This is a genomic window from Pseudoalteromonas 'SMAR', from assembly GCF_048515945.1.
In the GTDB taxonomy this organism is placed as follows: Bacteria; Pseudomonadota; Gammaproteobacteria; order Enterobacterales; family Alteromonadaceae; genus Pseudoalteromonas.
Window position 1 is genome coordinate 47,878 of sequence record NZ_JBLWMW010000006.1, and the last position, 22,374, is coordinate 70,251.

Sequence of the window (22,374 nt, forward strand, 5' to 3'; positions counted from 1 at the left end):
GCGCAATACTCCAGTCGTTTATTACCCTCAATTATAACACATTGATATTATTGTTGAGTACAGCAAAAAATTGGCAATTAAAGGGCACAGCAGTGATTGTCTCTGCTGTGCCCTTTATCCGCCTTACAGCGCTACCGTCTCGCCTTCATTAAGAATGTATAATGGCGTCGTTGCGTTTAATGTATCGCGCATGTGTAGTAAGCGAAATAAGGCTGAATGGGAGCTGCGGTCGCCCATTTTCCAGCTAGCATTGCCGTAGCCCCATGGGATCATGACTTTACAGTTTAGATCCTGCGCGGCGGTTAAGGCATCTTCTGGGGTGGTGTGCACTTTGCGGTACCATTTTGGCGATTCTTCACTGTAATAAGAGGCAATGGGTAACAGGCAAATATCAATGTCGCCGTACTTAGCCTGAATATCTTTAAAATGCGGCGAGTAGCCAGTGTCACCGGCAAAAAACAGGGTTTTACCTTGCTGCTCTAATAGCCAGCCTCCCCATAGACTGGTGTTATTGTCTTCATAAATAAACGGTACCCAAATGCGGCTACTAAAGTGATTAGCAGGGACAAAGTGCGCGGTCACTCCGGCAAAGCGTTTACTGGAGTACCAGGCCATTTCGGTGATGTTGTAACCATCTTGGGCAAAGTGTTTGGCAAAGCCCAATGGCACAAGGTATTGCGGCTTAGTTCCTAGAGCGGCAATATCATCTTTATTAAAATGATCATAATGAATATGTGAGTACATCACCGCTGTGGTTTGCTTTAACTCGGCCTCTGATAAGGGGGTGGCTGGTTGGCGGTTAAAGCCATCGGCGAGATAAAACGCCCAGTTCACCGGCCAGTCAAACTGCTCAAAAACAGGATCAAAAAGAAATTGCTGGCCATCGGCGGTGTTTATTTTAAAGTTAGCGTGTCCAAGCCATTGAATGGTAAAGCCGGTATCGAGCTCTAAGGAGGGATTTTTGCCAACATAGTGGCAGTTTTCCATAGCCTCCTGGCACTGGATCTGCTCAGTTGTGGGGTAGCAGTTTTCCTCACAGGTTACGGGGTAAGCGATTTGCTTATCATACAAGTTGCTGTATCTGTCTTCATATCCTTGAATATGACTGTGTTTGATCACCGCGTTTTCTGCTACGACCGTGTTGACGGTATTTTTACTGGAACAGCCAATCAGAAAAACACTTAACAGCAGCATGAGCCTGTTCATAATCGTCCTTATTTTTATTATTTATCCAGCGGATTATTACCCATTATCTAGACCTTGCCAATAGTAAGGTGAGAATTGCTTTTGACTCCACAGTTACTATAGTTAAAACACTGTGGTTATTGGGCTGTTGTAGTTATGCCACCAAACAGACGCCGTTTTCTCCAAGCTTCACTGGCACTCTACGCCGGCACTTATTTGTCTGGAGGATTGGCTAATAACTTGACTGCTAAGATATTGCATCAAGCCGAAGAGGTTGAGAAACGAAAGCGGGCCTGGCAAACGTTGCGGTTGGCCTCGCCTTACCGTAGCGCTGATTTTGACTTTATTCCTCACATGCACTTGCAGCTTAAGCAACATATTGAGTCACTCACGCAAGGTAAGGTATATGTTGAAATTCATGATAATGGCGCTCTAGGCGTTGGCCGAGCATTAATGGCTGCGGTTACTCGCGGCAGAATTGACGCCGCGCTGATCTCGGTCTCAAACTTATCTCGAGCGTTGCCACTGCTCGATATTTTAAATATTCCATTCTGGCTTAATAGCGATCAGGCGTACCTTAATCTGATCACTTCACCGACATGGCAAAAAATGGTGTTACAGCCTATTCAAACACACAGTAAGCTCACCGTGTTGTTACAGCATGTGGTTGGGTCTCGCACCATGACTACCACCAAGCACTACAAGCGTTTAATCAACACGCCCGACGCGTTAACCGATGTGACTATGCGAGTGCCTGCTTCTCGAGTGCTAAATCACTTCTACAGTATGACAGCAGCGAATGTGGTGGATGTGCCATGGGATAAAGCCGCGCAACTGGCTCGTAATGGCCAAATTGATGCGTTGGATCCCAGTGTTGTGGGACTTTATGCTGGCCCCGATAACCTTAAAAGTGAAATTGGCCAGGTTGCCAAAATCGCCAGCGTCCCGGATGCTTGGGTGACCGTGTTAAATCAGCAGTGGTTAGCTGAGCTGCCCACTAAGCTTAAGCAACAAGTGGAACAAGCTAGCCAACTTACCTTTAGCGCTCACTTGGCCGAGATAAAAGCACTGCAACAGCGCTGCGAAATGGGATTAAAACAAGCTGGGGCAGAAATTTATCAGCCCAGTCGCGATGAGTTGGCGTTATGGCAATCTCGCTATGGTCATCACAAGCAAGCATGGAATAGCATTAAAAGCGAATTATTAGGAAGTACTCAGGCGTTTAATCAGCTGCTCGATGCCACGCAAACCCCGAGCAAGTACTCCCTTTCCTAGCCGTTTAATACTATACTGTTTGCTGTTTTGTTTTGCTCAGGAGCACAGCCTTTGCAGGTAGAAATATTATCCGATCCCGATGCTGATTTTATTGACTTTATTAGTAACAAACTCAGTGAGTTTAACTGGCAAAACTGGGAGGTTAATGAGCGTTTACCATTAGCCGCACAAGTAAAAAATGACCAAGGAGAAGTGGTGGCAGGTGCAACCGCACGTACCTTTGGGAATTGGTTGTTATTAGACCGTTTATGGGTCTGTGAAAGTCAGCGTGGAGAAGGCCTTGGCACACAGCTGCTGCAACAAGTTGAAGCCGTTGCCATTGAGCGCGGTTGTCAACGTGCGTTGCTGGATACTTTAAACTTTCAAGCGCAGCCTTTTTACCAGCGTCATGGTTATGAAACGCAGTGGGTACAACAGGACTACCCAAAAACTGGGTGTCGTTACTTTATGGTGAAAGAATTAACTTCTTAAGTCTATGTTGGCTTTAGCTTTAATGGCTTTACTGTTGTTATTTCATCTTCTACCTTAGAAGAAGGTGACTGATTACTATACCAATTCAACTCGAAATTTGATTAAACACAAAGGGTATTATTGCTAAGCAAATATACTGTCTGCTATCAAATGACCCATGAGTAGATGATTTGCTTTGGCTGCTCATGAGTTTAAGGGCATTTTAAGACATTGTTAGCTAATGGCTGCTGGAAATTTAGCACGATTATTTAGGGAAAGTGATGGAAGATTTTTTTAGACAATATGGCGTAAAAACGCGCCTATGGGCGCAAGTTATCTCTTGTTTTGCGGTGATTGCGTTAATATCGGTGTTGATGCTGAACACCTTATACGATGAGCTGAAAACCGCAAAGCAAACCAGTACCCAGAACCTGGTGGAAACCGCCCACAGCATTATTAGCCATTACGGCGATCAAGCTCGAAGCGGGGCGCTAACCCAGCAGCAAGCAAAGCAACGCGCAAAAGCGGCACTAGAAGCGGTGCGTTACGCCGACAATGAATATATCTTTATTTTAACCACCGACCACACCATGGTAATGCATCCCATTAAGCCTGAGCTAAATGGCCGAAATGTCGCAAATAACCGCGACCCTAACGGTTTATACTTATTTAAAGAAATGGTGAACACTGTCGAGCGTAACGGCGAGGGCACGGTGGAGTACTTGTGGCCAAAAAGCGGCTCGAGCAAACCGGTGGGTAAAATTTCTTACGTTAAAGAGTTTGCAGCTTGGGATTGGGTAGTTGGAACTGGGGTATATGTTGATGACATTGAAGATACTTTTTGGTCTGAAGCAGCCTCCCTCATTGTGATTATATTGGTGATCGCCGTGATAACGGTGTTTGTTACAATCCAGGTCTTGAGCAGTATTATTAACCCACTTACCCGTATTGATGAAACCATTGGTCGGCTGGAGGCCACCAGTGACTTAACTTTATGTGTTGATACCTCTGGCAAAGATGAATTAACCCATATAGCCACTGGCCTGAATAGCATGGTGTCGAGCTTTAGAGACATTGCTTTTAATACCAATGCCTCGGTAGAGCAGCTTAATGTGGCCACCGATAGCCTCGAAGGCGTTGCCAGTGACACTAAGCGCTCGATGGACAGTCAGCAGGTAGAAATAGAGCAGGCGGCTACGGCCATGAATGAAATGACCACCACAGTGACCGAAGTGGCTCATAATGTGGTTAATACCGCGAACGCTGCTAGCAAAGCCCATAACGAAGCCGGTGATGGTATGAAGCTGCTTAATACAGCCATTGAAGCGATGAATGGTCTTGCCAGTGAAGTTGAAAAAGCGGCAAATGTTATTCATCAGCTGGGTGCGGTGAGTGAAGAAATTGGCAATGTTACTACGGTGATTAATGGCATTGCTGAACAAACTAACTTGCTGGCTTTGAATGCGGCTATTGAGGCCGCACGTGCCGGTGAACAAGGCCGCGGGTTTGCCGTGGTGGCCGACGAGGTGCGTGCTTTGGCACAGCGCACTAAAGAATCCACCGAAAGCATTCAAAAAATGATTGAGGACTTACAAAAGTACTCCCATGAAGCGGTAACGGTAATGGAAGAAGGCCAAGTGTATGCCCACAGAACGGTGGAGCAGGCGCAAGATGCCGATCAAGCGCTGAAAGAAATCGTTGAAGACATTTCCATTATTAATGACATGAGTGCCCAAATCGCAACGGCCTCTGAAGAGCAGTCAGCGGTTGCAGAAGAAATCAATCGCGGCATTATTAATGTCAGTGAACACGCCACCACCACAGTGAAAGGCAGTAGCGAAATTGCCGATGCCGGCAGTGAGCTAAAAGCGCTGGCTGTGGCATTAAAACAACAAGTCTCTAAATTCAGAGTGTAGCTCTGCCTTGAACAAGGTTGAGCCTTGCTATGACTCAACCTTGTTCACTGTTATCCGGCAATAACTCACAGGCACTAACACCAATCCGCATTAATAGTCCCTTAAATAGACCACTTAATTAAGCTAATTGGTATAAAGCCCTGACTTACTCCCCCAACCGAATAACATTGAAAGAACGTTTTTTGCACTTTACTTTTATAGACGACCGGTCTAATATCTTTCCATGACTGAATATTCTCCAAAACGGCGGCGTGGCCGCCCAAAAAAAGATCAGGCCGGGCACAGTGAAACCAAAGCGGCTTTACTGCGTGCTGGGATGGAAATTCTCACAGAGCGCGGCTTTTGTGCCACTGGTATTGAAGTGATTTTACGGCAAGTGAATGTGCCTAAAGGATCGTTTTATCATTATTTTAAGAGCAAAGAAGACTACGGTTTAGCTCTACTTGAAAGTTATAGTAACTACTTACAAACACAACTGAACCGAGCACTGCAACAATCGCATTTGTCGGGCTTAGAACGACTGCAGCAATACATGCAAAATGCTGCCCAAGCGATGCAGCGCCACCAGTTTGCGCGAGGCTGTTTGGTGGGCAATTTAAGTCAAGAAGTGGCGCAATTACCGCCATCGTTTCGGCAAAAGCTTTCGGGCGTACTGGCTGATTGGCAGCAGTTGGTCACACAGTGCTTAGAGCTTGCCAAAGCACAGCAAGAAATCGCCGCTGACAGCGATTGTCAGCAATTAGCCTATGTCTTTTGGAATGGCTGGGAAGGCGCTGTTATGCGCGCTAAGTTGGAACATTCTACTGAACCTTTAACGGCGTTTAGCGACTTTTATATTGCTGCGATTAATACCAATCCGCATTAATACCTGCTCAATTTGAGGAAGCAAATTCGACGCTAACTGCGTTAAAAATTTCTCATTTAGAACAACTAAATAGCAAAATTTTTGCCTGGTTATCGACAGAATTTTCTTGCCTCAAATAGACCACTTAATTAAGCGAATTGGTATAAGCAGTAAACTCGTGGCTAGGTTGGCCATGATAAGTCAACTTGGTTATTTTTATATATTTTAATAGACAAGTAGTCTAATTAATTGGAGAGGGTATGTTTAACGCGATCGTAATAGACAAATCAGCGCAGCAGTATCATTGCCAACTTACCACCCTGACAGAGTCAGAATTACCTCAAGGAGATGTCCTCGTTGAGGTGCTGTATTCAACGATAAACTACAAAGATGCCTTAGCCATTACCGGAAAGTCGCCTGTGGTGCGGCAGTTTCCGATGATCCCTGGGATTGATTTTGTCGCCCGTGTGGCCGACTCGCAACACCCCGACTATCAAAGCGGCCAGCTGGTGATCTTAAATGGCTGGGGCGTGGGTGAAAAACATTGGGGAGGGTTGGCGCAAAAAGCACGAGTAAATGGTGACTGGCTAGTTCCTTTACCTCAGGCATTTTCGCCAAAAACCGCCATGGCCATAGGTACTGCGGGCTACACCGCGATGCTGTGTGTTATGGCCTTAGAGCGCCATGGCATTACACCTCAAAGTGGTCCTGTGCTTGTTACTGGAGCTGCCGGCGGGGTCGGCAGTATCGCCGTGACACTGCTTGCTAAGTTGGGTTATGAGGCCATCGCCTTAAGCGGACGCGTAGCGCAACAGCAAGACTTTTTACTTGAACTTGGCGCCTCTGAAGTCATCCCTCGCAGTGAATTAGAGGGCGCTGGTAAGCCTTTAGCAAAGGAGCGCTGGGCTGGGGTAATTGATGTGGTTGGCTCGCATGTGTTGGCCAATGCCTGTGCTAGTACTCAGTACGGTGGTGCTGTGGCCGCTTGTGGCTTGGCTGGTGGTATGGACCTTCCTGCGAGCGTGGCACCGTTTATTCTTCGCGGTGTGAGTTTGCTGGGGGTTGATAGTGTGATGTGCCCAAGGCCACTGCGGCTTGAGGCATGGCAGCGCTTAGCGCGAGATCTGGATATGACTAAATTAGAGCAAATTTACCATCAAATCTCGCTCGCTGAAGTACCAGCCATGGCCGAGCAGTTGCTGGCAGGTCAAGTCCGAGGCCGCGTCATCGTTGATGTCAATGGCGACTAGCAAACAGCGCTAGGGGCGATACTCACGCCCTTGCGAGCAGATTAAATGAGCCTCTGCTCAATGGCCAGAAGCACGGCCTTAGTGCGATCGCGAACACCCAGTTTAGCCAGCAAATTAGAGACATGGTTCTTAATGGTGCCCTCTGATTTGTGCAGTGCCGCGGCAATTTCTTTGTTGGAGTAGCCATTGGCCAACAGCCGTAACACTTCAACTTCGCGATTGCTTAATGCCTCATAGTGGCTTTGCTTTTCAAGCCCTTGGCGGTTACTGCTCACTTGTTGTAGTAAGGAGTTGGTAATGGCGGGTTGGAAGTAGGTTTCACCTTGGATGATAACCTCCATGGCCGCAACCAGAGTCTCCAGCGCAATGTCTTTGAGCACAAAACCACGGGCACCTTTGTCTAAGCTGTCGAGCACCAACTTAGGATCATCAAAGGTGGTCAGCACCAGGACTGGCAGTGTCGTTGTTTGCTTGGCCAGTGCCTCAAGGGTTTCTATGCCATTCATCACCGGCATATTAAGATCTAATAAGATGATATCCGCCTGTAAGGTGTCTAGCTGCTCAATGAGCGCTTGACCATTACTGAACTCCGCCACGACTTCCACTCCCGGTTGAAATGAAAGCAGGCTTTTAATGCCGTCGCGGATCAGCTTTTGGTCGTCGACCAATACCACTTTCATCGTTGCTCCTCGTCGTTTGGTAAAGTAAAGGTAAGAGTGTAATGCAAAGCACCAGCCACCACCGTAAACTGTGCATCGCCGTGGTAAAGCTGGGTGCGCTCCTGCATACCTGTTAGACCATTGCCAGGCTGAAAGTCAGCGGCGACCTTACCATCATCATGCATTATTAAAATGATTTGCTGCTGTTGCTGGCTTATTTTAAGCCAAAAATGCGTACTTTGGCTGTGCTTTAAGCTGTTGGTAATGGCTTCTTGAATGCAAAACAGCATGGTTTGCGCCAAGGCGCTATCTTGCAGCTGCCAATCATCCTCATCTGTTAGGTGTATTTCAAGTCGCGGCACCTGTGTGAGAAATAACGCCAGTGACTGTCTAAAGTCAATGTGCTGGTGATGTCTTAAGGTATCAACGGCGTCTCTGACATCGTTGAGGAGTAACTTGGCGAGCTGATGGCATTCGTCTATTTGCGATTTGGCCTTATCATTCTCAGCGCAAGCGAGGCCCGCGACTTGCAATTTTATTGTTAAGGCGGTGAGGTGATGGCCAAGTAAATCATGCAAATCTCTGGCAATTCGGGTGCGCTCAGACTGCCTCGAGAGCTCCGATAATAGGTGCTGGGTAGCTTGCAGTTGTGCGTTTTTATTTTGTAAGGCTTCTTTGGCTTGCTCTTCACCATGGTTGGCGGCTGCTAAAGACACCGAAAATAAGTGAAACGCGCCATATAAAATGGCCTCAATCCATTTTACCTGCTGTGCTTGCCAGCTCAGCAGCGCAAAAAGCAGCACCACAACCGCAACAGTGATCCAAGTTGCACGCTTAGGTGAGGTAAAATAGGCCAGCACGGCAGCCCAGATAATGGTAAGAATAACGGTAAATTCAAGCTGCAAAATGGTGATGGTGCAAATTGCTGAGAGCAGCATCACTACGAGGCAACTTGTACGCACAGTTGGATTTAAGCGCCTGTCGGTGGCGAACCAGTACCCGCCAATATAGCTGAGTAAAAATGGCCAATAGTGATACCACGGCAAGCTCGCTGATTGCTTTTGCATTATATAGGTAGCCAGCAGCGCTATTACTGCCCATGTGGCGATGGCCAATACATCGCGCTTATCACGGTCAGGTAAAGCTTTATTCTGCGCCATTGATGATGTACCTGTTATTGTTCTTTTTTGCAGTATGGCACAGAATACCGCGCTCTCCTATAGGTCAAAAGTCACGGTTTACATCATGACTTTTGGCACAGGTAACAGAGCAATAAGTTGCGTAAGCTAACCTTAATGACACTATTGAGGACAGAATTATGCTTACCGTTCACCAGTTTATTTTATATCTCCACATTGTATTAGGGGCGTTTGCGCTGATCATTTTTTGGGGGCCTGTGCTAGTTAAAAAAGGCAGCGCCAAGCATATTTTAATGGGCAAAATGTTTAACTACAGTATGCTTGCGGTGGCCGTCAGTGGCGTTGTTATGTCGCTGATGGTGATTTACGACCCCATTGCCATCCGCTACCCAAGCGCAGAACTGTCGCCACAACAGCTGGCCAGTTTAAGCACACAACAAAGGCAGTTGAGTGAATTCTTGCTGATGCTGTCGTTGCTGGTATGGGTGAGCGTTCGTCACGCCACTTTGGTATTACAGGCAAAGCAAGCCCGCCAACAGCTCAAAACACTGGGCCACTTGCTAGGAATTGGGCTGTTAACACTCAGTGCCACTCGGGTGCTTTATATTGCTATCGACAAAGGCAGTGTGTTGTACGCCATTTTTGCAGGGATAGGGTTATTTACAGCGATCACCACGCTGTATTACATCTACAAGCCTACGCTTAAACCACGGGAGTGGGTGCTTGAGCACATGACCACCATCATCGGCGCAGGCATTGCTGTGTATACTGCCTTTTTTGCTGTTGGAGGCCGTCATTGGTTAATGCAAGTGTTACCTGGGGCTTGGCAGTTACTGCCTTGGGTGTTACCAGGCATTATTGGCACAGTGGCGATAAATCGCTTTAAAAAACGCATTGCTAAACAGTACCGCATCGCTTAAGGAGAGAGTAATGTTTCGTTTAATTAAAATTCTAATTATAGTGCTAATGCTGCTGGTAATGGCAGGTCAGTCTGCCAGAGCGCAGCAAAGCCAGTTTGCAGAGGCGATGCAGTGGTTTACTGCGCAAAAGTACCAACAAGCCAAAGCGGCTTTCAAACAATTACAACAGCAAGACGCAAATACGGCGTGGTATTACCTAGGCCGAATTTACTATCAACAAGGTGAGTTTGAAGAGGCACTGGAGTATTTCGAGCAGGCGATAACGCAATCCCCTAATCACGCCGATGAATATTATTGGCTAGGATTAACCAATGCTGAGCTGATTAAAGACGCGTTTATTTTAGCTAAACCCAGTTATGCCAGTGCCATAGAGGAGGCCTTTTTGCAGGCTATTGCAACCGAGCCAAATCACCTAGAAGCACACACTGGACTGTTTTACTTTTACCTCTCAGCCCCAGCCATTGCTGGTGGCTCGAGTAAAAAAGCATGGCAACAGATAGAGAGTGTCGATGCCATCGATAGTCATAAAGCAGCATTGCTGACGCTTAACTACCATAGCGAGCAAAGTGACGATCAAACCCTGATAGAATATATAAAAACTCGCTTAGCAGAGGCTGGTAAAGACCAAGAGTGGCTATTTAAAGCAGGGCTTGCAGCACAGCAAAAGAAGTATTACGAATTGGCGCAGCGCTGCTTTACTAAAGCTCAGAGCCCACCATCGGCAGCGGGGCTTAATTACCACCGCATTGCCAGTTTATATCAGTTAGGTCGTACTGCGGTGTTGGCAGAACGCTTTATCAAGTCGGGGATAATGGCGCTAGAGCAATACCTTACAGAGACGCTAGAGCCCGGACACCCACCGAAAACCTGGGCCAAATACCGTCTGAGTCAGTTATATCGCCTGAATAATGATAACACCGCATCACAGCGGCTGCTTAACCAGTTAGCCCAAGCGGATATTACGGATCCTGAATTAAAGGCGCTGCTTAAGCGTTAAAAGTGCGACTCACAGCGCCATGATAAAAAACCATGGCGCTGGCAAGTTATCTAAAGTTCAGAAATGCTTTCTTTTATCCGCACTTTCACTTCATCAGTGCTGGCTAATTGCAGCGCTTGGTTTAAGTGCTTGCGCGCTGTGCTAGTTTGCTGCTTCGCTACTGCTACTTCTGCAAGACGCTCAAAGCTTTGATGTGAGTTGGGGTATAATTTTACCGCTTCGCTGGCAATGTACTGCGCCGTGTCAATTTGGTTTTGATCCAGCATTGCTCCTACCAGTCCACGAATATAGTACTCACTCGGTTTAACATTAAATCCAAGACGTCGAGATAGATTCGAAAAGTGGCTAGTAAACGCGGTTTTATCTTTGACTATTTCTGGAATATATAAAAACCAGTCATGGTATATGGCTTTTAACGAGGTATAGACACCATAGTGAGTAATAGATACGTGATCTTCATCATTCCTGATGTCAATTGCGAGCTTATCTTGCTCTTTGGCGTTAGCAAACAGAGCACTCAGCGCTTTATAGCTTTTTGCTGGTGTTGGAAATGGCGTGATCCCTTCAAAATAAACATGCAGTGTTGGCTGGCCTGTGCGGTTGAGGTGTGCTGGTAATAGTTCTAACATTTGTTCATTCCCCCACGCTAAGCTCGGGCTCAGTGCTATGAAAACATCGAACTCTTGTGGCTGAGTTAAATAAGCATGAAGGGTGAAAGCACCACCAATCGAGTGACCGGCCAACAGACTGTGATCTACGGTACGAAACTTTTCCTTTATAAATGGTTTCACTTCGTCGGCGATAAACTTTAAAAAGCGCTGGCTCTTTTGGCGCGGTTGGCTTTTTTGGTCAAAGGGCATCATTTCATCGCGGCGGTCTTGCTGATAAATACCCACAACGATCATTGGGCTGACGGTACCGCCAATGTAGTTTATGGTGCTAGACAAGTGATCAAACTGCGCCGCAGCATCGGTTACGTAAAGCACTGGATAACGTTGATGAGGCTCAGTGTCATAGTATTCGGGCACTGACACAACAATATTTCGAGATTGTTTTAAATGGGTGGATTCTATCGTAAAGTGTTGTCCCAATTTTGCTGGACTGGCATAGACAGCAGCTAAGGCAAAGAATTGAATGATAAATAATAAAGCATGGCGTTTCATTGTGATCTCCTGTTTTTTGATACGCTCAGGCCAATTTGCGCTTTACTGAGAAAGTGGCAATTGAGAAACGCTTAAAAATTTCTAAGGTTAATCTTAGGGAAAATATATCTAGGGATTTCAGAAGGATGTCAGATTTTGAAGTTGGAGGCTGGCAGGTCTCTCCGAGCAAAGGCACAGTGCAAAAGGATAACCAAGTCAATACTTTAGAGCCTAAAGCAATGGCGGTGTTATGCTTTTTACGACAACATGCTGGTGAAGTGGTATCGCAACAAGCTATTTTTTCGGCTATTTGGCCTGGTCGAGTTTTTTCCCCCAGCTCAGTTCAGCGTATCATTGCTTTGATCCGAAGAGCGCTGGAAGATTCAAGCCAACATCCACAAGTGCTGTTTACACACCCTAAGTTGGGTTATCGCTTAATTGCAGACACTGAGGTGAGCAGTACCCCAAGGGCTTGGTTTAGCATTAAAAACATCAGCGTGTTTTTAAGTCTTGTGGCGACGTTATTGGTCTTGCTCTTTTTCATGGTCCCAAGCGAGAGTCCTGCAACTGAGCAGATAACTTTCAGTCAAGACAGGGAATACAACCCACGCTTTAGCCCGTCAGGTGAACACTTAGCTTATATTCGAGCGGGAGAAACTCGACAATTGCTGTTTCAACAGCAAGTATCGTCTGGGGCGAGTGAGACTAAAGTGATAAAGGCAGCACAAGGAGTGCTGACGTATGTTTGGCATGATAATGACAGTTTATTGGTGTTTAAACGCAATAAAACCCAACCCATCTCACTTATTCGTATTGATCAATTAGAGCAGGGGGCCGGGGTCAGTGCCTTACTCGGGGAGTTTCCTTTATGGCAAAAAGTATTAGCTGCCGCGCCGTTATCTGCGACTAAGTTACTGCTAGCGGTCAAAGCGCAAAGCTACGCATTAGTGGAACTCGACTTAGAAACAATGCAAGTCAATACCGTAAAACCATTACCAGCGAAGTTAAAAAATGTCGCCTTTGCGACCACCGGCAATGGCGTGATGATCCAGTATTCTGCAGGTGATGCTGGCAGATTATTGCAACTGCTGCCTGATAATAGCTTGATTACCCTGAGTGCTGAGGTCCCCGCCTTTGCAACTTTGGCTTGGCAACCTCAACAACAACAGCTGCAGCTTGTCGATACCCTCAGTGGTGAGCTTTATGTGCTCGAGCAGCAAAATATCTTAGATCTTGTGGCAGATAATAAAAACCTCATCGCTCGGCAGTACGCTGATGATAGTTTTGTTGCGGTGTATGAACACAATGACAGTGACTTATATTGGACCGACTTTAACGTCCAACATACAGCTGTGGATAGCAAGTACCTCGACTATCAAGGGAGCGTCAATCACCTTGGTGAAATAGCCTATTTATCTAAGCGCTCAGGTACGCCCAAAGTGTATTTGGATGCAGCTGGACAGCAACGGTTATTATTTGATAACCCCAACGAGGAAGAGTTTATTGCGCCAATGGTTTGGTCTGACCGTGGTGACGGTTTAGCATTATGTGTTGCTGGTAAGCTGACTATTATCGGTAAAGAGTTGGGTGGAGACACGACATTAACAACCCCTGAGCCATGCGATCGAGTGTTTACTTGGCAAGTTGATGACCGTATCGTTTTTCAAAGCCACTCAGGTAAGCTCTACAGCCACAACCTGTCTTCTGGCAACAATAAGCGTTGGCAACCAGAGAATGTGAAGTTTGCTGGGCAGGACCGAGATGGTCTAGCAATCGTGGTAAAGGAGCAATCACTGCATTGGGGAAGTATCACCAAGGCAACACCGGCTGCGAATATCAATGCCTTTTTGCTGGCAGGCCAGTTGGCGGTGTTACAAAAAGGCCCTCAAGGGCGACGTATCGAGCTCTACGACAGTAACCTTAATAAGCAGATAAGTATTGCAGTTCCAGAAAGTTGTTTACATGTGAACGCTGGCAAAAAAGACCAAAAAGGTGGATATTGGTGGCTATGCACCAGCCAAACACATAAAGACAGTGACATCTATCTTGGCCAGTTGCCATAATAAACGTTGCCGTTAAGGTCACTGACCAACACTGTGGTATATGGCTAGGATGCCGTTTCTTTATCGTGGGCCTCAATTCTTAACCAAAGCGCTTCAGCGTCTGCGGTTAACATCGAATAGGTTCTGATATCGCCGTTACGTTGTGCGTGCATGGCTTTTTCTAATAGCGCGTCATACTCTTTGCGCATTTTCTTTTTTGGGTCGCGTTTAAATAGAGAGAACATTCGCTTCACCTTGGTCGGTTACAGTAAGTTGTGAACAAAGTTAAACGTGCTGGAGGAGGTTAGGGATCAGTATTAATGGTTTATGTGGAGGTGTGCGCCAAGTGGGCAAGAGCAAAAAGTGCTTAGCTTTGCCGCGGCTTGGCGCGTCAGCGTAGTATTAAACCGCTGAGGTTAGCCAATTAAGAAATTGGCGGGCTTCGTTGCCATTGGCAAACTGGGTGACCTTGCGGCCAGCGCCATCAGCAAATACGACCCTAGATTTGTTCACCGAGATTGAGCGAATTGGCTGCTCAATACGGATCTTTGTACCGTTATGTGTATAAGACATAATAAAACTCACTTTTTAACGTTTAGCTTTTTAGCTAGTTGTTTTTACTATAAACGAGCTTCATTACAGTTTTAGCGAATCCCCAACGCTGTGCGCTGATAAATGTGACACAGCTGTATTTCGCCTGACTATATTAAGCTCTTGTTATTACGTTGATGCGGACTTACTGGATCAGGGCAAGGAGGCATTACTGCAGTGCTTGTTGCATGAGAGGAAATAACAAGCAAGTTGAGTAGAATACCTAAGGCGAGTAATAAAGGCAAGGTTTTTCTAACAAAAAGGATAATCCAAGGCGGCGCGCTTAGCTGGGCGCCACCTCGAAGTGTCTCAGGTTGCGCTAACGAGTTAGTTTTCGCGCTCTGAAGTGGCGGCCTTTCATTTTCCCTTCGCTCAGGGTTTTCAGCGCTAATGGGGCAATCTTGCGCTCAACGGCAACATAAGAGGTTATTGCCGTGACTTTAATTTTACCAATTTGGCTGCCTTGAATGGCATTATTGGCGGTAAGTGCGCCAAGAATATCGCCAGGTCGTAACTTGGCTTTTTTACCACCATCAATTTGTAAGGTGATCATGGCAGCGCGGTTTATCTGGTTATTTAATACCGCGTCACTGGGTAATGGCGATGGCGAAACGGTGATATCAAGATAGTCTTCCAAGGCATTGACCTTATGAGACTCTTTATAACTCATAATGGAGCAGGCGACGCCTTTATTGCCCGCACGGCCGGTGCGACCCACACGGTGTACGTGAACTTCAGGGTCGTGGGCAATATGGTAATTAAGCACTAATTCAACGTGATCCACATCTAGGCCGCGAGCGGCGACATCGGTGGCAATTAGGATGGTTACACTGCGATTAGCAAAGCGTACTAAGGTACGATCGCGGTCCTTCTGCTCCAAATCACCATGAAGCGCTGCAGCATCAAAGCCTAATTGTTGCAAGCTATCGCATACGGTTTGGCACTCGGCTTTGGTATTACAAAACACCACTGCAGAGCTTGGCTGAAACTGCAGCAACAACTTTTGCGCTGCCACTAGCCGCTCATCGTTATTTTGTACTTCATAAAAGTGCTGCTCTATGCTGCTGTCATCATGGGTTGCTGTGACCGTTACTTTTTCTGGCTGCTGCATAACATGTTGAGCTAGCTGCTTAATTTGCGGCGGATAGGTGGCGCTAAAGAGTAAGTTTTGGCGTGCTTTCGGGCAGTGGTCAATAATGCATTGTAACGGCACCTCAAAGCCCATCTCCAGCATGCGATCGGCTTCATCGAGAATAAAAGTATTTACTTCATCCAAGCATAAACGACCTTTTCTGAGGTGTTCTTCAATACGCCCTGGGGTGCCAACAATAATGTGAGCACCATGCTCTAAAGAGCCTATTTGTGGTCCCATGGGGGCGCCACCGCACAAAGTGAGCACCTTAATATTGTGAATAGCACGTGCCAGTTTGCGAATTTCAACAGCCACTTGGTCGGCCAGCTCTCGGGTTGGACACACCACCAAGGCTTGCACTCTAAAACGTTTAACATTGAGGTTGTGCAACAGCCCCAAAGCAAAGGCGGCGGTTTTGCCAGAGCCGGTTTTCCCCTGGCCAATCACGTCTTTTCCCTCAAGGATTAAGGGCAAGGCCTTGGCCTGGATCTCGGTCATGGTTTCATACCCCAGTGCGCTGAGGTTATCGAGTAGCGCGCTGGAGAGCGAGGTGCTGGAAAATAGTTGCTGAGTCAAAATGGCTATCTCTTAATTTAACGTATTATGCGTTGGGGTTTGGCCTAGCGGCCTTAGCTTGGCTACTGCCGGTGCCACCGCGTCTTGGTCTTCTACGTGGCTTGTTGCTATTCGCGCTCGGTTTTTCTCCGTGCTGAGAGCGTGGTTTTGGCTTGGCTTTGGGTTTAGCCTGACCACTGTTATCGTCAGAAGCTTTGGCTTTCTTTGGTTTTTTGGGTTTTTTGGGTTTTTTCGGCTTAATTGGGCGCGTATCCAACTTAGACTCAGGTACGGCTAACTTCGGCTCAAACCCCGGCTCAATAATACGCGGAACTAATTGTTGAATAAGTCGTTCAATACCAAATAAATCAGTGGCGGTTTCTTGGGTCACGAATGAAATGGCTTCACCAGATGCTCCAGCGCGGCCAGTCCGACCAATACGGTGAACATAGTCTTCATAGACATTCGGTAAATCGTAGTTGATAACGTGGGGAAGCTCTTGAATATCTAAGCCTCGAGCAACAATATCGGTGGCCACAAGCACTCTTACGTCACCACTTTTAAAGCCTGCGAGGGCTTTCATACGAGCACTTTGGCTCTTATTGCCATGAATCGCGGCGGCATTGATTTTGTCTTTTTCGAGGTCTTTAACCAAGCGGTTAGCACCGTGTTTGGTGCGCGTAAAAACCAGCACTTGTTGCCAGTTATTACTGGAGATTAAATGCTTTAATAGCCCAGTACGTTTGCTTTTATCAACCGGGTAGGCCCATTGAGTCACGCTTTTGGCGGTGCTATTGGCTGGTGCAACCGAGACTTCAACTGGGTCGTGGATCAAGCCTTTTGCAAGAGTGCGAATTTCTTCCGAAAAGGTGGCCGAGAACATGAGGTTTTGTCTGCGTGCCGGCAGCACCTTGATGATCTTTTTAATGTCATGAATAAAACCCATGTCTAGCATGCGGTCGGCTTCATCTAAAATGAGCACTTCCAAATCGGCAAAGTTAACCGCATTTTGCTGATGCAAATCGAGCAAGCGTCCTGGAGTTGCGACTAATACGTCCACCCCTTTACGCAGCTTCATCATTTGTGGGTTGATTTTCACCCCGCCATAAACCACTTCACAACTGAGCGGTAAATGCTTTGCGTATAAGGTAACGCTTTGCCACACTTGATCGGCCAGCTCTCGGGTTGGGGTTAGCACTAAAGCTCTAACACGGTTTGCCTTTGGCTTTGCTCCGCCACTGAGATTTTGCAGTAGCGGTAGGGTAAAGCCTGCCGTTTTCCCCGTTCCAGTTTGGGCTGCGGCCATTACGTCTTTGCCCGCTAAAATAGCAGGAATGGCTTGCTCTTGGATGGCGGTGGGCTTGTCGTAGCCTTGATCGACAACGGCTTGATTGATTTCGGGCGCTAAACCTAAATGGCTAAAGCTCATGATTCGTTACTCTTGTATAGGCGGCGGGCAAGAGTACAGGAATTAAGCGTATTAAGCAATGCACTCCTTGGCGATGAAATTTTTTCTCTGTTACTTGGGTCTAGTGGGGGAGTTGGCAAGTGATTAAACATCTAAGGAGGCAATTTGGTCGCATTGAAAGTAACACACATAGCAACCTTTATAGGTTATCGAGTGGGGATACTGGCTCTTGCCTGTTACAGTGCAGTGAGTTTGGCCGCGGCGCCAACAGTCACAGCGCAGCAGTTTGTTGATTTACAGCAAGGGGACAGCGAATTTCCAGGTTTTCGCCGAGCTCATGCCAAGGGAATATGTATTGCCGGTGAGTTTAACGCTAATGGTAACCTCAGCAAGTTTTCCCAAAGCGACCTATTCGCCAAAGGAGTGAGCAAGTTTATTGGCCGCTTTTCGATTGCCGGCAACAACCCTTATGCACCAGATTTAAAAGCCCCAGTGCGCAGCTTGGCACTAACCTTTGTTAGTGGCGCTGAGCGCTTTAATATTGCCATGAATACCCCGCCAGTGATGGCCGTGTCTAGCCCTCATAGCTTCTACCAACAGCTGGTGGCGATTAAGCAAGGCGCAGAGGCGATCCAGACCTTTTTTGCCGAACACCCTGAGAGCGCCGACTTCTTGGCGTGGAAGCGTGACTATCAACCGACCTCGAGTTTGGCCACAGAAACCTATCACAGCATTAATGCCTTTTATCTCGTTAATGAGCAAGGTCAGCGTCAGGCCGTACGCTGGCAAATGACGCCGCTGGCCAAGCCACAGGCCAGTCAGCATGATGGCAAAGATGCCTTGCAAAATGAGCTGGCTGAGCGGTTACTGCAAGCGCCGGTTGAATTTGCCTGGCAGTTCACGTTGGCAGAGCCCAGTGATGATGAAAATGATCCCGCAAAACGCTGGCCCTCGGACCGCACGCAAATTAATGCCGGCACCATCACCATTGAGCAGTGGCAGCCGCAACTTGATGGACCCTGCCATGGCATGAACTTCGATCCCTTGGTGTTGCCCACCGGAGTTGCTGCCACCGCCGACCCTATTTTACGCGCCCGTTCAGCCGCTTATGCTGAGTCGTATCGCCGCCGTGCTAAAGAGCAGTTATTCAATGCCGTGAAGGAAAGTGACAATGAGCAATAACCCAGTTAAATTTCCCCTCAGTATGCGTATTGTACATTGGGCCATGGCGCTACTGCTACTTTCTTTAATTATGGCAGGAGCCACTATGGTAAAAAGTCTTGAGCCGTGGCAGTTAACCTTATTGTTTTGGCATAAATCTTTTGGCGTTGTTGCTGCGCTGCTGGTGATAGTGCGCTTAGTGATAAAATGGCGTTCTGCGTCTGTGCCCTTGCCAAGTGATATTCCCCGTTGGCAAGCGGTTGCGGCGCGGGTTAGTCACGGGTTGCTGTATACCTTAATGGTGGCTATCCCCGTCAGTGGGCTGGCAATGCAATACTTTGGCGCGCGGCCAGTATCGGTTTTTGAGCTTTTCACCATACCAGCTGTGTTTATTGCTGATATTCGCCTCTATGGCTTTTTTCGCGAATTTCATGGTTATGCAGTGCTGTTGCTGATTGCAGTATTACTGCTGCACATGGGTGGTGCACTACACCATCATTTTATCCGCAAAGACGGTGTATTAAAGAGCATGTTTTAAACCCGTAAGTAGCGATACAAAGGCGTTAAGTCTACCTTAGCGCCGAGCTTTGCGGCGATTAAATAAAGCCCTGCAAGCTTACGATGAATAAATAAGGCATCCACCGGTGGCGAGTGCCACTGCTTTGATTGAGTGCTCAGCTGCATGCCTTGTTCACTGATGGTTTTAGCCAGATTGCTGTTACCGAAGTCAAATGCGCCTTGGCTTCGCAGTGGCGTGGTTGCCAGCATAAATAGCTCCAGTACGGCATCGCGATAGCTTTGCTCGATGTCGGCATCAAAGTAGCCAATGTCCACTGCGGCTTTATCAAGGGCGTCGCGATCCTCATTCAAAGCGGCGGTGAGAAGGGCGCGGTAGCCACCGGCAATGTCGCGGGTTATAGCTCGAGTAGCGCCAAAATCCAGTAACACCAGTTGCTGCGTTGAGGGGTTATACAGGTAATTGGCAAAGTTCGGGTCGGTTTGCATTAAGCCAATTTCAAACAGTTCTTGAAAGAACAGCTCTATCAGGGCAAACACCATGTCATTGCGCCTAGTTTGCTCCAAGGCGGTCATGGCTTCCAGTGGCTCGCCGGCAACAAACTCCATAGTTAAAATGTGGCCGCTACTGAGCTCGGGGAAGACCTTGGGCACCTTAAAGCGTGAGTCTTGGCTAAGTGTGCTGGCAAATTGGCTTAAGTACTGCGCTTCTTGGTGGTAGTCGGTTTCGTTTAACAGTTGTGTTTTGGCCTCCGCAACCAGTGGTTCAAGGTTAAGCTCCTTAGGTAATAAGCCGCTTAACTTAATTAAGCTCATAACGTTATCAACGTCGCTATGAATGCTTTGTGCCACTCCAGGGTATTGAATTTTAATTGCTAGGGCTTGGCCATTTTCAGCGTTGCCGCGGTGCACTTGACCAATAGACGCTTGGGCGAAACTTTGCAGTTCAACGTGACTAAATTTGTCGAGCCAATCGTTGCCAAGCTCAGCTTTTAACACCTGCACCAGTTGTTTATGCGGCATGGGGGTTGCCTCGGCACGCAGGCGTTCGAGTAATACACTGAGCTCCGCAGGAAGCAGCTCACCGGCGTCCATAGATAACAGCTGACCTAGCTTCATGGCAGCGCCTCTGAGATGCGACAGCTTATCGGCGAGAGCCTGAATGTTATTGCTTTGCAGCAATAATTTATGACGTTCAGGGCGCTCTCCACGTAACACTTGTTTGGCTCCTGCGACCATCACATTGGAGGCCACTTTACCTGCAAGGCCACCAAAATGGGCAAGGCGGCTGAAGCGTGATGATGGCACACTGCGATTTCGGTTACTCAATGTACTTCTCTCTTTGCTTGCGATAGCAATAATACGGCGTAAGATTACGCCGCGATTAGTATTGCAACGTTAATTGCCCAAATAGGCTGACAAGTGCTCAACGTGTTCACGAGTTTGAGCGATCAAGGCTTCGATTTGTTCGGCGGACTGAGTGGAGCTGCCGGCCAAGTCGCGCACTTCGTCTGCCACCACGGCAAAGCCACGGCCACTCTCACCAGCACGGGCCGCTTCAATGGCAGCATTAAGCGCCAGTAAATTGGTTTGATTGGAAATCTTATTAATCGACTGAACAATACCACTGATTTTATCCAGCACTTCTGACATCGCCACGTAAGTTTCTTCTACTACCGCATTTTTCTCCGAGACATCATCGGCATAAACCAATACGCTGGTAACCTTGCCATTGAGGTCAGTAATGGCAGTGGTGTCCAGGCTCAGTGTCAGGCTTTTACCTTGCTTACTTTGGGTTTTAATGTCGGCTTTAATGCTTTCACCGCTGACTGCCGCTTGCCAGTCGTGTTGCTTAAACAGCTTAGCAAAATTACCAACATGGGATTGCAGTTCAGTCTGGCTGCTGCAACCTAAGCTTTCCAGTAACAGGTTGTTGGCATCGAGCAGTTTTCCGTCTGGGCTGAGCTCAAGCATTAAGCTGGTGGCATTAATGGCATGCAAGCGCACGTCGTTTTCTAACGAGCGCTTTTTGGTGTCGTTAATGTCGGCTTGAATAGCCACATAGTGAATAAGTTGACCATTGTTATCAAACACAGGGTCAATGGCCAAAGAAATCCAATAAGGTGTGCCATCCTTATGGTAGTTCAAAATTTCTTGGTAAAAAGCTTGTTGTGCTTTGAGGTTGTCACGAATGGTTTGCACCGTATCGGCGTCGGTGTGCTCACCTTGTAATAAGTGGCCCGGTTTTTGTCCGCGCACTTCCTCTAAGGTATAGCCGGTCATGGCAGTAAAGCCACTGTTTACATATTCCACCAACCCTTGAGAGTCGGTTATCACTACGGCATTGCTGGTGTTATTGGCCACCAACGACAGCCGTTTGAATTCGCTACGTGCTAAATATTCCTCTGTGATATCGCGCACAAACGCGGTGTATAAAATGCGCTCGTCGAGTTTAATTTTCGACAGCGCTAGAGACACCCATTTCGATTCGCCGCTAAAGGTTTCAATATTTAGGTCAACCGATGTACCCACCAGCTTGTCTTCGCCGGTGCGGCGGTTGTGATTTACTTTGTCATCATGGTTGGCTTTAAAAGGCGCAGGCACCAGCGCTTTGACGTTTTTACCGATGACTTGCTCACGGTCGCACTGCCAAATCTGTTGGGCGGCGCGGTTAAAAAAGATCACGTTGTTGTGTTCGTCAATGGTAACTACGCCATCAACACATTGCTCAAGGGTTTGGTTAAATAGCTGCTTGGTCTCGCGCTCCTCTGTAATGTCTTTAACAATGGCGGAGTACCAGCGCTTGCCTTTTACCTCGAGCTTGGACAGTGACAAAGAACACCACACTTTTTGCTTGTTTTTAGTCTCAATATACAGCTCAACACTGCTACCCACCAGCTTGTCTTGTCCGGTATTGCGATGGTGATTTACATAGTTATCGTGATTGCCTCTAAACTCGCTTGGTACCAGCATTTTTACATTTTCACCAATGACTTCTTGGGCGCTAAAACCCCATAATTTCTCGGCTGCGCGATTGTAGTATTGAACACAGTTGTGTTCATCAATAGCAATCACGGCATCGACGGCTTGATCTAAAATTTGCTGGTGAAATTGATTTTTAAAGCTTGAGAATAAAGACATGAATACCCCTAGTAACACAACAGAGGTAGGTGTACGAATGACGTGTTGATT

Annotated in this window: 20 protein-coding genes; 10 read left to right on the forward strand and 10 right to left on the reverse strand. The window is 47.3% G+C overall.

Going from position 1 to position 22,374, the window contains the following annotated elements; genetic code table 11:
• Window positions 1-123: 123 nt before the first annotated feature.
• The gene (locus tag ACNKW2_RS04410) at window positions 124-1,206 is read right to left on the reverse strand and encodes an MBL fold metallo-hydrolase (RefSeq protein WP_419147447.1); all 1,083 of its coding nucleotides are present in this window, start codon (window positions 1,204-1,206) and stop codon (window positions 124-126) included.
• A 135-nt stretch (window positions 1,207-1,341) separates the two neighbouring features.
• On the opposite strand from ACNKW2_RS04410, the gene ACNKW2_RS04415 reads away from it, so the two are divergent.
• From ACNKW2_RS04415 to acuI, 5 genes are all read left to right on the forward strand, one after another.
• A complete protein-coding gene (locus tag ACNKW2_RS04415) occupies window positions 1,342-2,460 on the forward strand; it encodes a TRAP transporter substrate-binding protein (RefSeq protein WP_419147448.1) in 1,119 nt (372 codons plus the stop codon).
• Between the two features lie 51 nt (window positions 2,461-2,511).
• Entirely contained in the window at window positions 2,512-2,931 is a 420-nt protein-coding gene (locus ACNKW2_RS04420; RefSeq protein ID WP_419147449.1) for a GNAT family N-acetyltransferase, read from the forward strand.
• 260 nt (window positions 2,932-3,191) lie between these two features.
• The gene (locus ACNKW2_RS04425; RefSeq protein ID WP_419147450.1) at window positions 3,192-4,826 is read left to right on the forward strand and encodes a methyl-accepting chemotaxis protein; all 1,635 of its coding nucleotides are present in this window, start codon (window positions 3,192-3,194) and stop codon (window positions 4,824-4,826) included.
• 223 nt (window positions 4,827-5,049) lie between these two features.
• Entirely contained in the window at window positions 5,050-5,691 is a 642-nt protein-coding gene (acuR, locus tag ACNKW2_RS04430; protein WP_419147451.1) for an acrylate utilization transcriptional regulator AcuR, read from the forward strand.
• Between the two features lie 239 nt (window positions 5,692-5,930).
• Window positions 5,931-6,920: an acrylyl-CoA reductase (NADPH) gene (acuI, locus tag ACNKW2_RS04435; RefSeq protein WP_419147452.1), complete on the forward strand. Its 990-nt coding sequence runs from the start codon at window positions 5,931-5,933 to the stop codon at window positions 6,918-6,920.
• Between the two features lie 41 nt (window positions 6,921-6,961).
• Here the strand turns inward: acuI and ACNKW2_RS04440 are convergent, their stop codons facing one another.
• Window positions 6,962-7,600 (reverse strand): response regulator, encoded by a 639-nt coding sequence (locus tag ACNKW2_RS04440; RefSeq protein ID WP_419147453.1) that lies wholly within the window; start codon window positions 7,598-7,600, stop codon window positions 6,962-6,964.
• On the reverse strand, window positions 7,597-8,739 hold the full coding sequence (locus tag ACNKW2_RS04445; RefSeq protein WP_419147454.1) for a sensor histidine kinase: 1,143 nt from the start codon (window positions 8,737-8,739) through the stop codon (window positions 7,597-7,599). The genes ACNKW2_RS04440 and ACNKW2_RS04445 overlap by 4 nt, the downstream gene beginning before the upstream one ends.
• A gap of 158 nt (window positions 8,740-8,897) precedes the next feature.
• Here ACNKW2_RS04445 and ACNKW2_RS04450 point away from each other — a divergent pair, with 158 nt between their 5' ends.
• Together ACNKW2_RS04450 and ACNKW2_RS04455 are read left to right on the forward strand one after the other, a co-directional pair.
• Window positions 8,898-9,638 (forward strand): hypothetical protein, encoded by a 741-nt coding sequence (locus ACNKW2_RS04450; RefSeq protein ID WP_419147455.1) that lies wholly within the window; start codon window positions 8,898-8,900, stop codon window positions 9,636-9,638.
• A gap of 10 nt (window positions 9,639-9,648) precedes the next feature.
• Window positions 9,649-10,635: a tetratricopeptide repeat protein gene (locus ACNKW2_RS04455; RefSeq protein ID WP_419147456.1), complete on the forward strand. Its 987-nt coding sequence runs from the start codon at window positions 9,649-9,651 to the stop codon at window positions 10,633-10,635.
• A 50-nt stretch (window positions 10,636-10,685) separates the two neighbouring features.
• Here ACNKW2_RS04455 and ACNKW2_RS04460 read toward each other — a convergent pair whose 3' ends face one another.
• A complete protein-coding gene (locus tag ACNKW2_RS04460; RefSeq protein ID WP_419147457.1) occupies window positions 10,686-11,798 on the reverse strand; it encodes an alpha/beta hydrolase-fold protein in 1,113 nt (370 codons plus the stop codon).
• A gap of 125 nt (window positions 11,799-11,923) precedes the next feature.
• On the opposite strand from ACNKW2_RS04460, the gene ACNKW2_RS04465 reads away from it, so the two are divergent.
• The gene (locus ACNKW2_RS04465; protein ID WP_419147458.1) at window positions 11,924-13,840 is read left to right on the forward strand and encodes a winged helix-turn-helix domain-containing protein; all 1,917 of its coding nucleotides are present in this window, start codon (window positions 11,924-11,926) and stop codon (window positions 13,838-13,840) included.
• 44 nt (window positions 13,841-13,884) lie between these two features.
• On the opposite strand, the gene ACNKW2_RS04470 is transcribed toward ACNKW2_RS04465, so the two are convergent.
• The 4 genes from ACNKW2_RS04470 to ACNKW2_RS04485 form a co-directional block, all read right to left on the reverse strand.
• Window positions 13,885-14,064 (reverse strand): DUF6435 family protein, encoded by a 180-nt coding sequence (locus ACNKW2_RS04470; RefSeq protein WP_419147459.1) that lies wholly within the window; start codon window positions 14,062-14,064, stop codon window positions 13,885-13,887.
• 157 nt (window positions 14,065-14,221) lie between these two features.
• Window positions 14,222-14,392 (reverse strand): hypothetical protein, encoded by a 171-nt coding sequence (locus ACNKW2_RS04475; RefSeq protein ID WP_419147460.1) that lies wholly within the window; start codon window positions 14,390-14,392, stop codon window positions 14,222-14,224.
• 337 nt (window positions 14,393-14,729) lie between these two features.
• Window positions 14,730-16,118, reverse strand: a complete 1,389-nt coding sequence (gene dbpA, locus ACNKW2_RS04480; protein ID WP_419147461.1) for an ATP-dependent RNA helicase DbpA — start codon at window positions 16,116-16,118, stop codon at window positions 14,730-14,732.
• 25 nt (window positions 16,119-16,143) lie between these two features.
• Window positions 16,144-17,526, reverse strand: coding sequence for a DEAD/DEAH box helicase (locus tag ACNKW2_RS04485; RefSeq protein WP_419147462.1), 1,383 nt, complete (start codon window positions 17,524-17,526; stop codon window positions 16,144-16,146).
• Between the two features lie 153 nt (window positions 17,527-17,679).
• On the opposite strand from ACNKW2_RS04485, the gene ACNKW2_RS04490 reads away from it, so the two are divergent.
• Both ACNKW2_RS04490 and ACNKW2_RS04495 read left to right on the forward strand, forming a co-directional pair.
• Window positions 17,680-18,687 (forward strand): catalase family peroxidase, encoded by a 1,008-nt coding sequence (locus ACNKW2_RS04490; RefSeq protein ID WP_419147507.1) that lies wholly within the window; start codon window positions 17,680-17,682, stop codon window positions 18,685-18,687.
• A complete protein-coding gene (locus ACNKW2_RS04495) occupies window positions 18,677-19,204 on the forward strand; it encodes a cytochrome b (protein ID WP_419147463.1) in 528 nt (175 codons plus the stop codon). The genes ACNKW2_RS04490 and ACNKW2_RS04495 overlap by 11 nt, the downstream gene beginning before the upstream one ends.
• On the opposite strand, the gene ACNKW2_RS04500 is transcribed toward ACNKW2_RS04495, so the two are convergent.
• Window positions 19,201-20,511, reverse strand: coding sequence for an ABC1 kinase family protein (locus ACNKW2_RS04500; RefSeq protein ID WP_419147464.1), 1,311 nt, complete (start codon window positions 20,509-20,511; stop codon window positions 19,201-19,203). The genes ACNKW2_RS04495 and ACNKW2_RS04500 overlap by 4 nt on opposite strands.
• A gap of 69 nt (window positions 20,512-20,580) precedes the next feature.
• Window positions 20,581-22,323, reverse strand: coding sequence for a PAS domain S-box protein (locus ACNKW2_RS04505; RefSeq protein WP_419147465.1), 1,743 nt, complete (start codon window positions 22,321-22,323; stop codon window positions 20,581-20,583).
• Window positions 22,324-22,374: the final 51 nt, after the last annotated feature.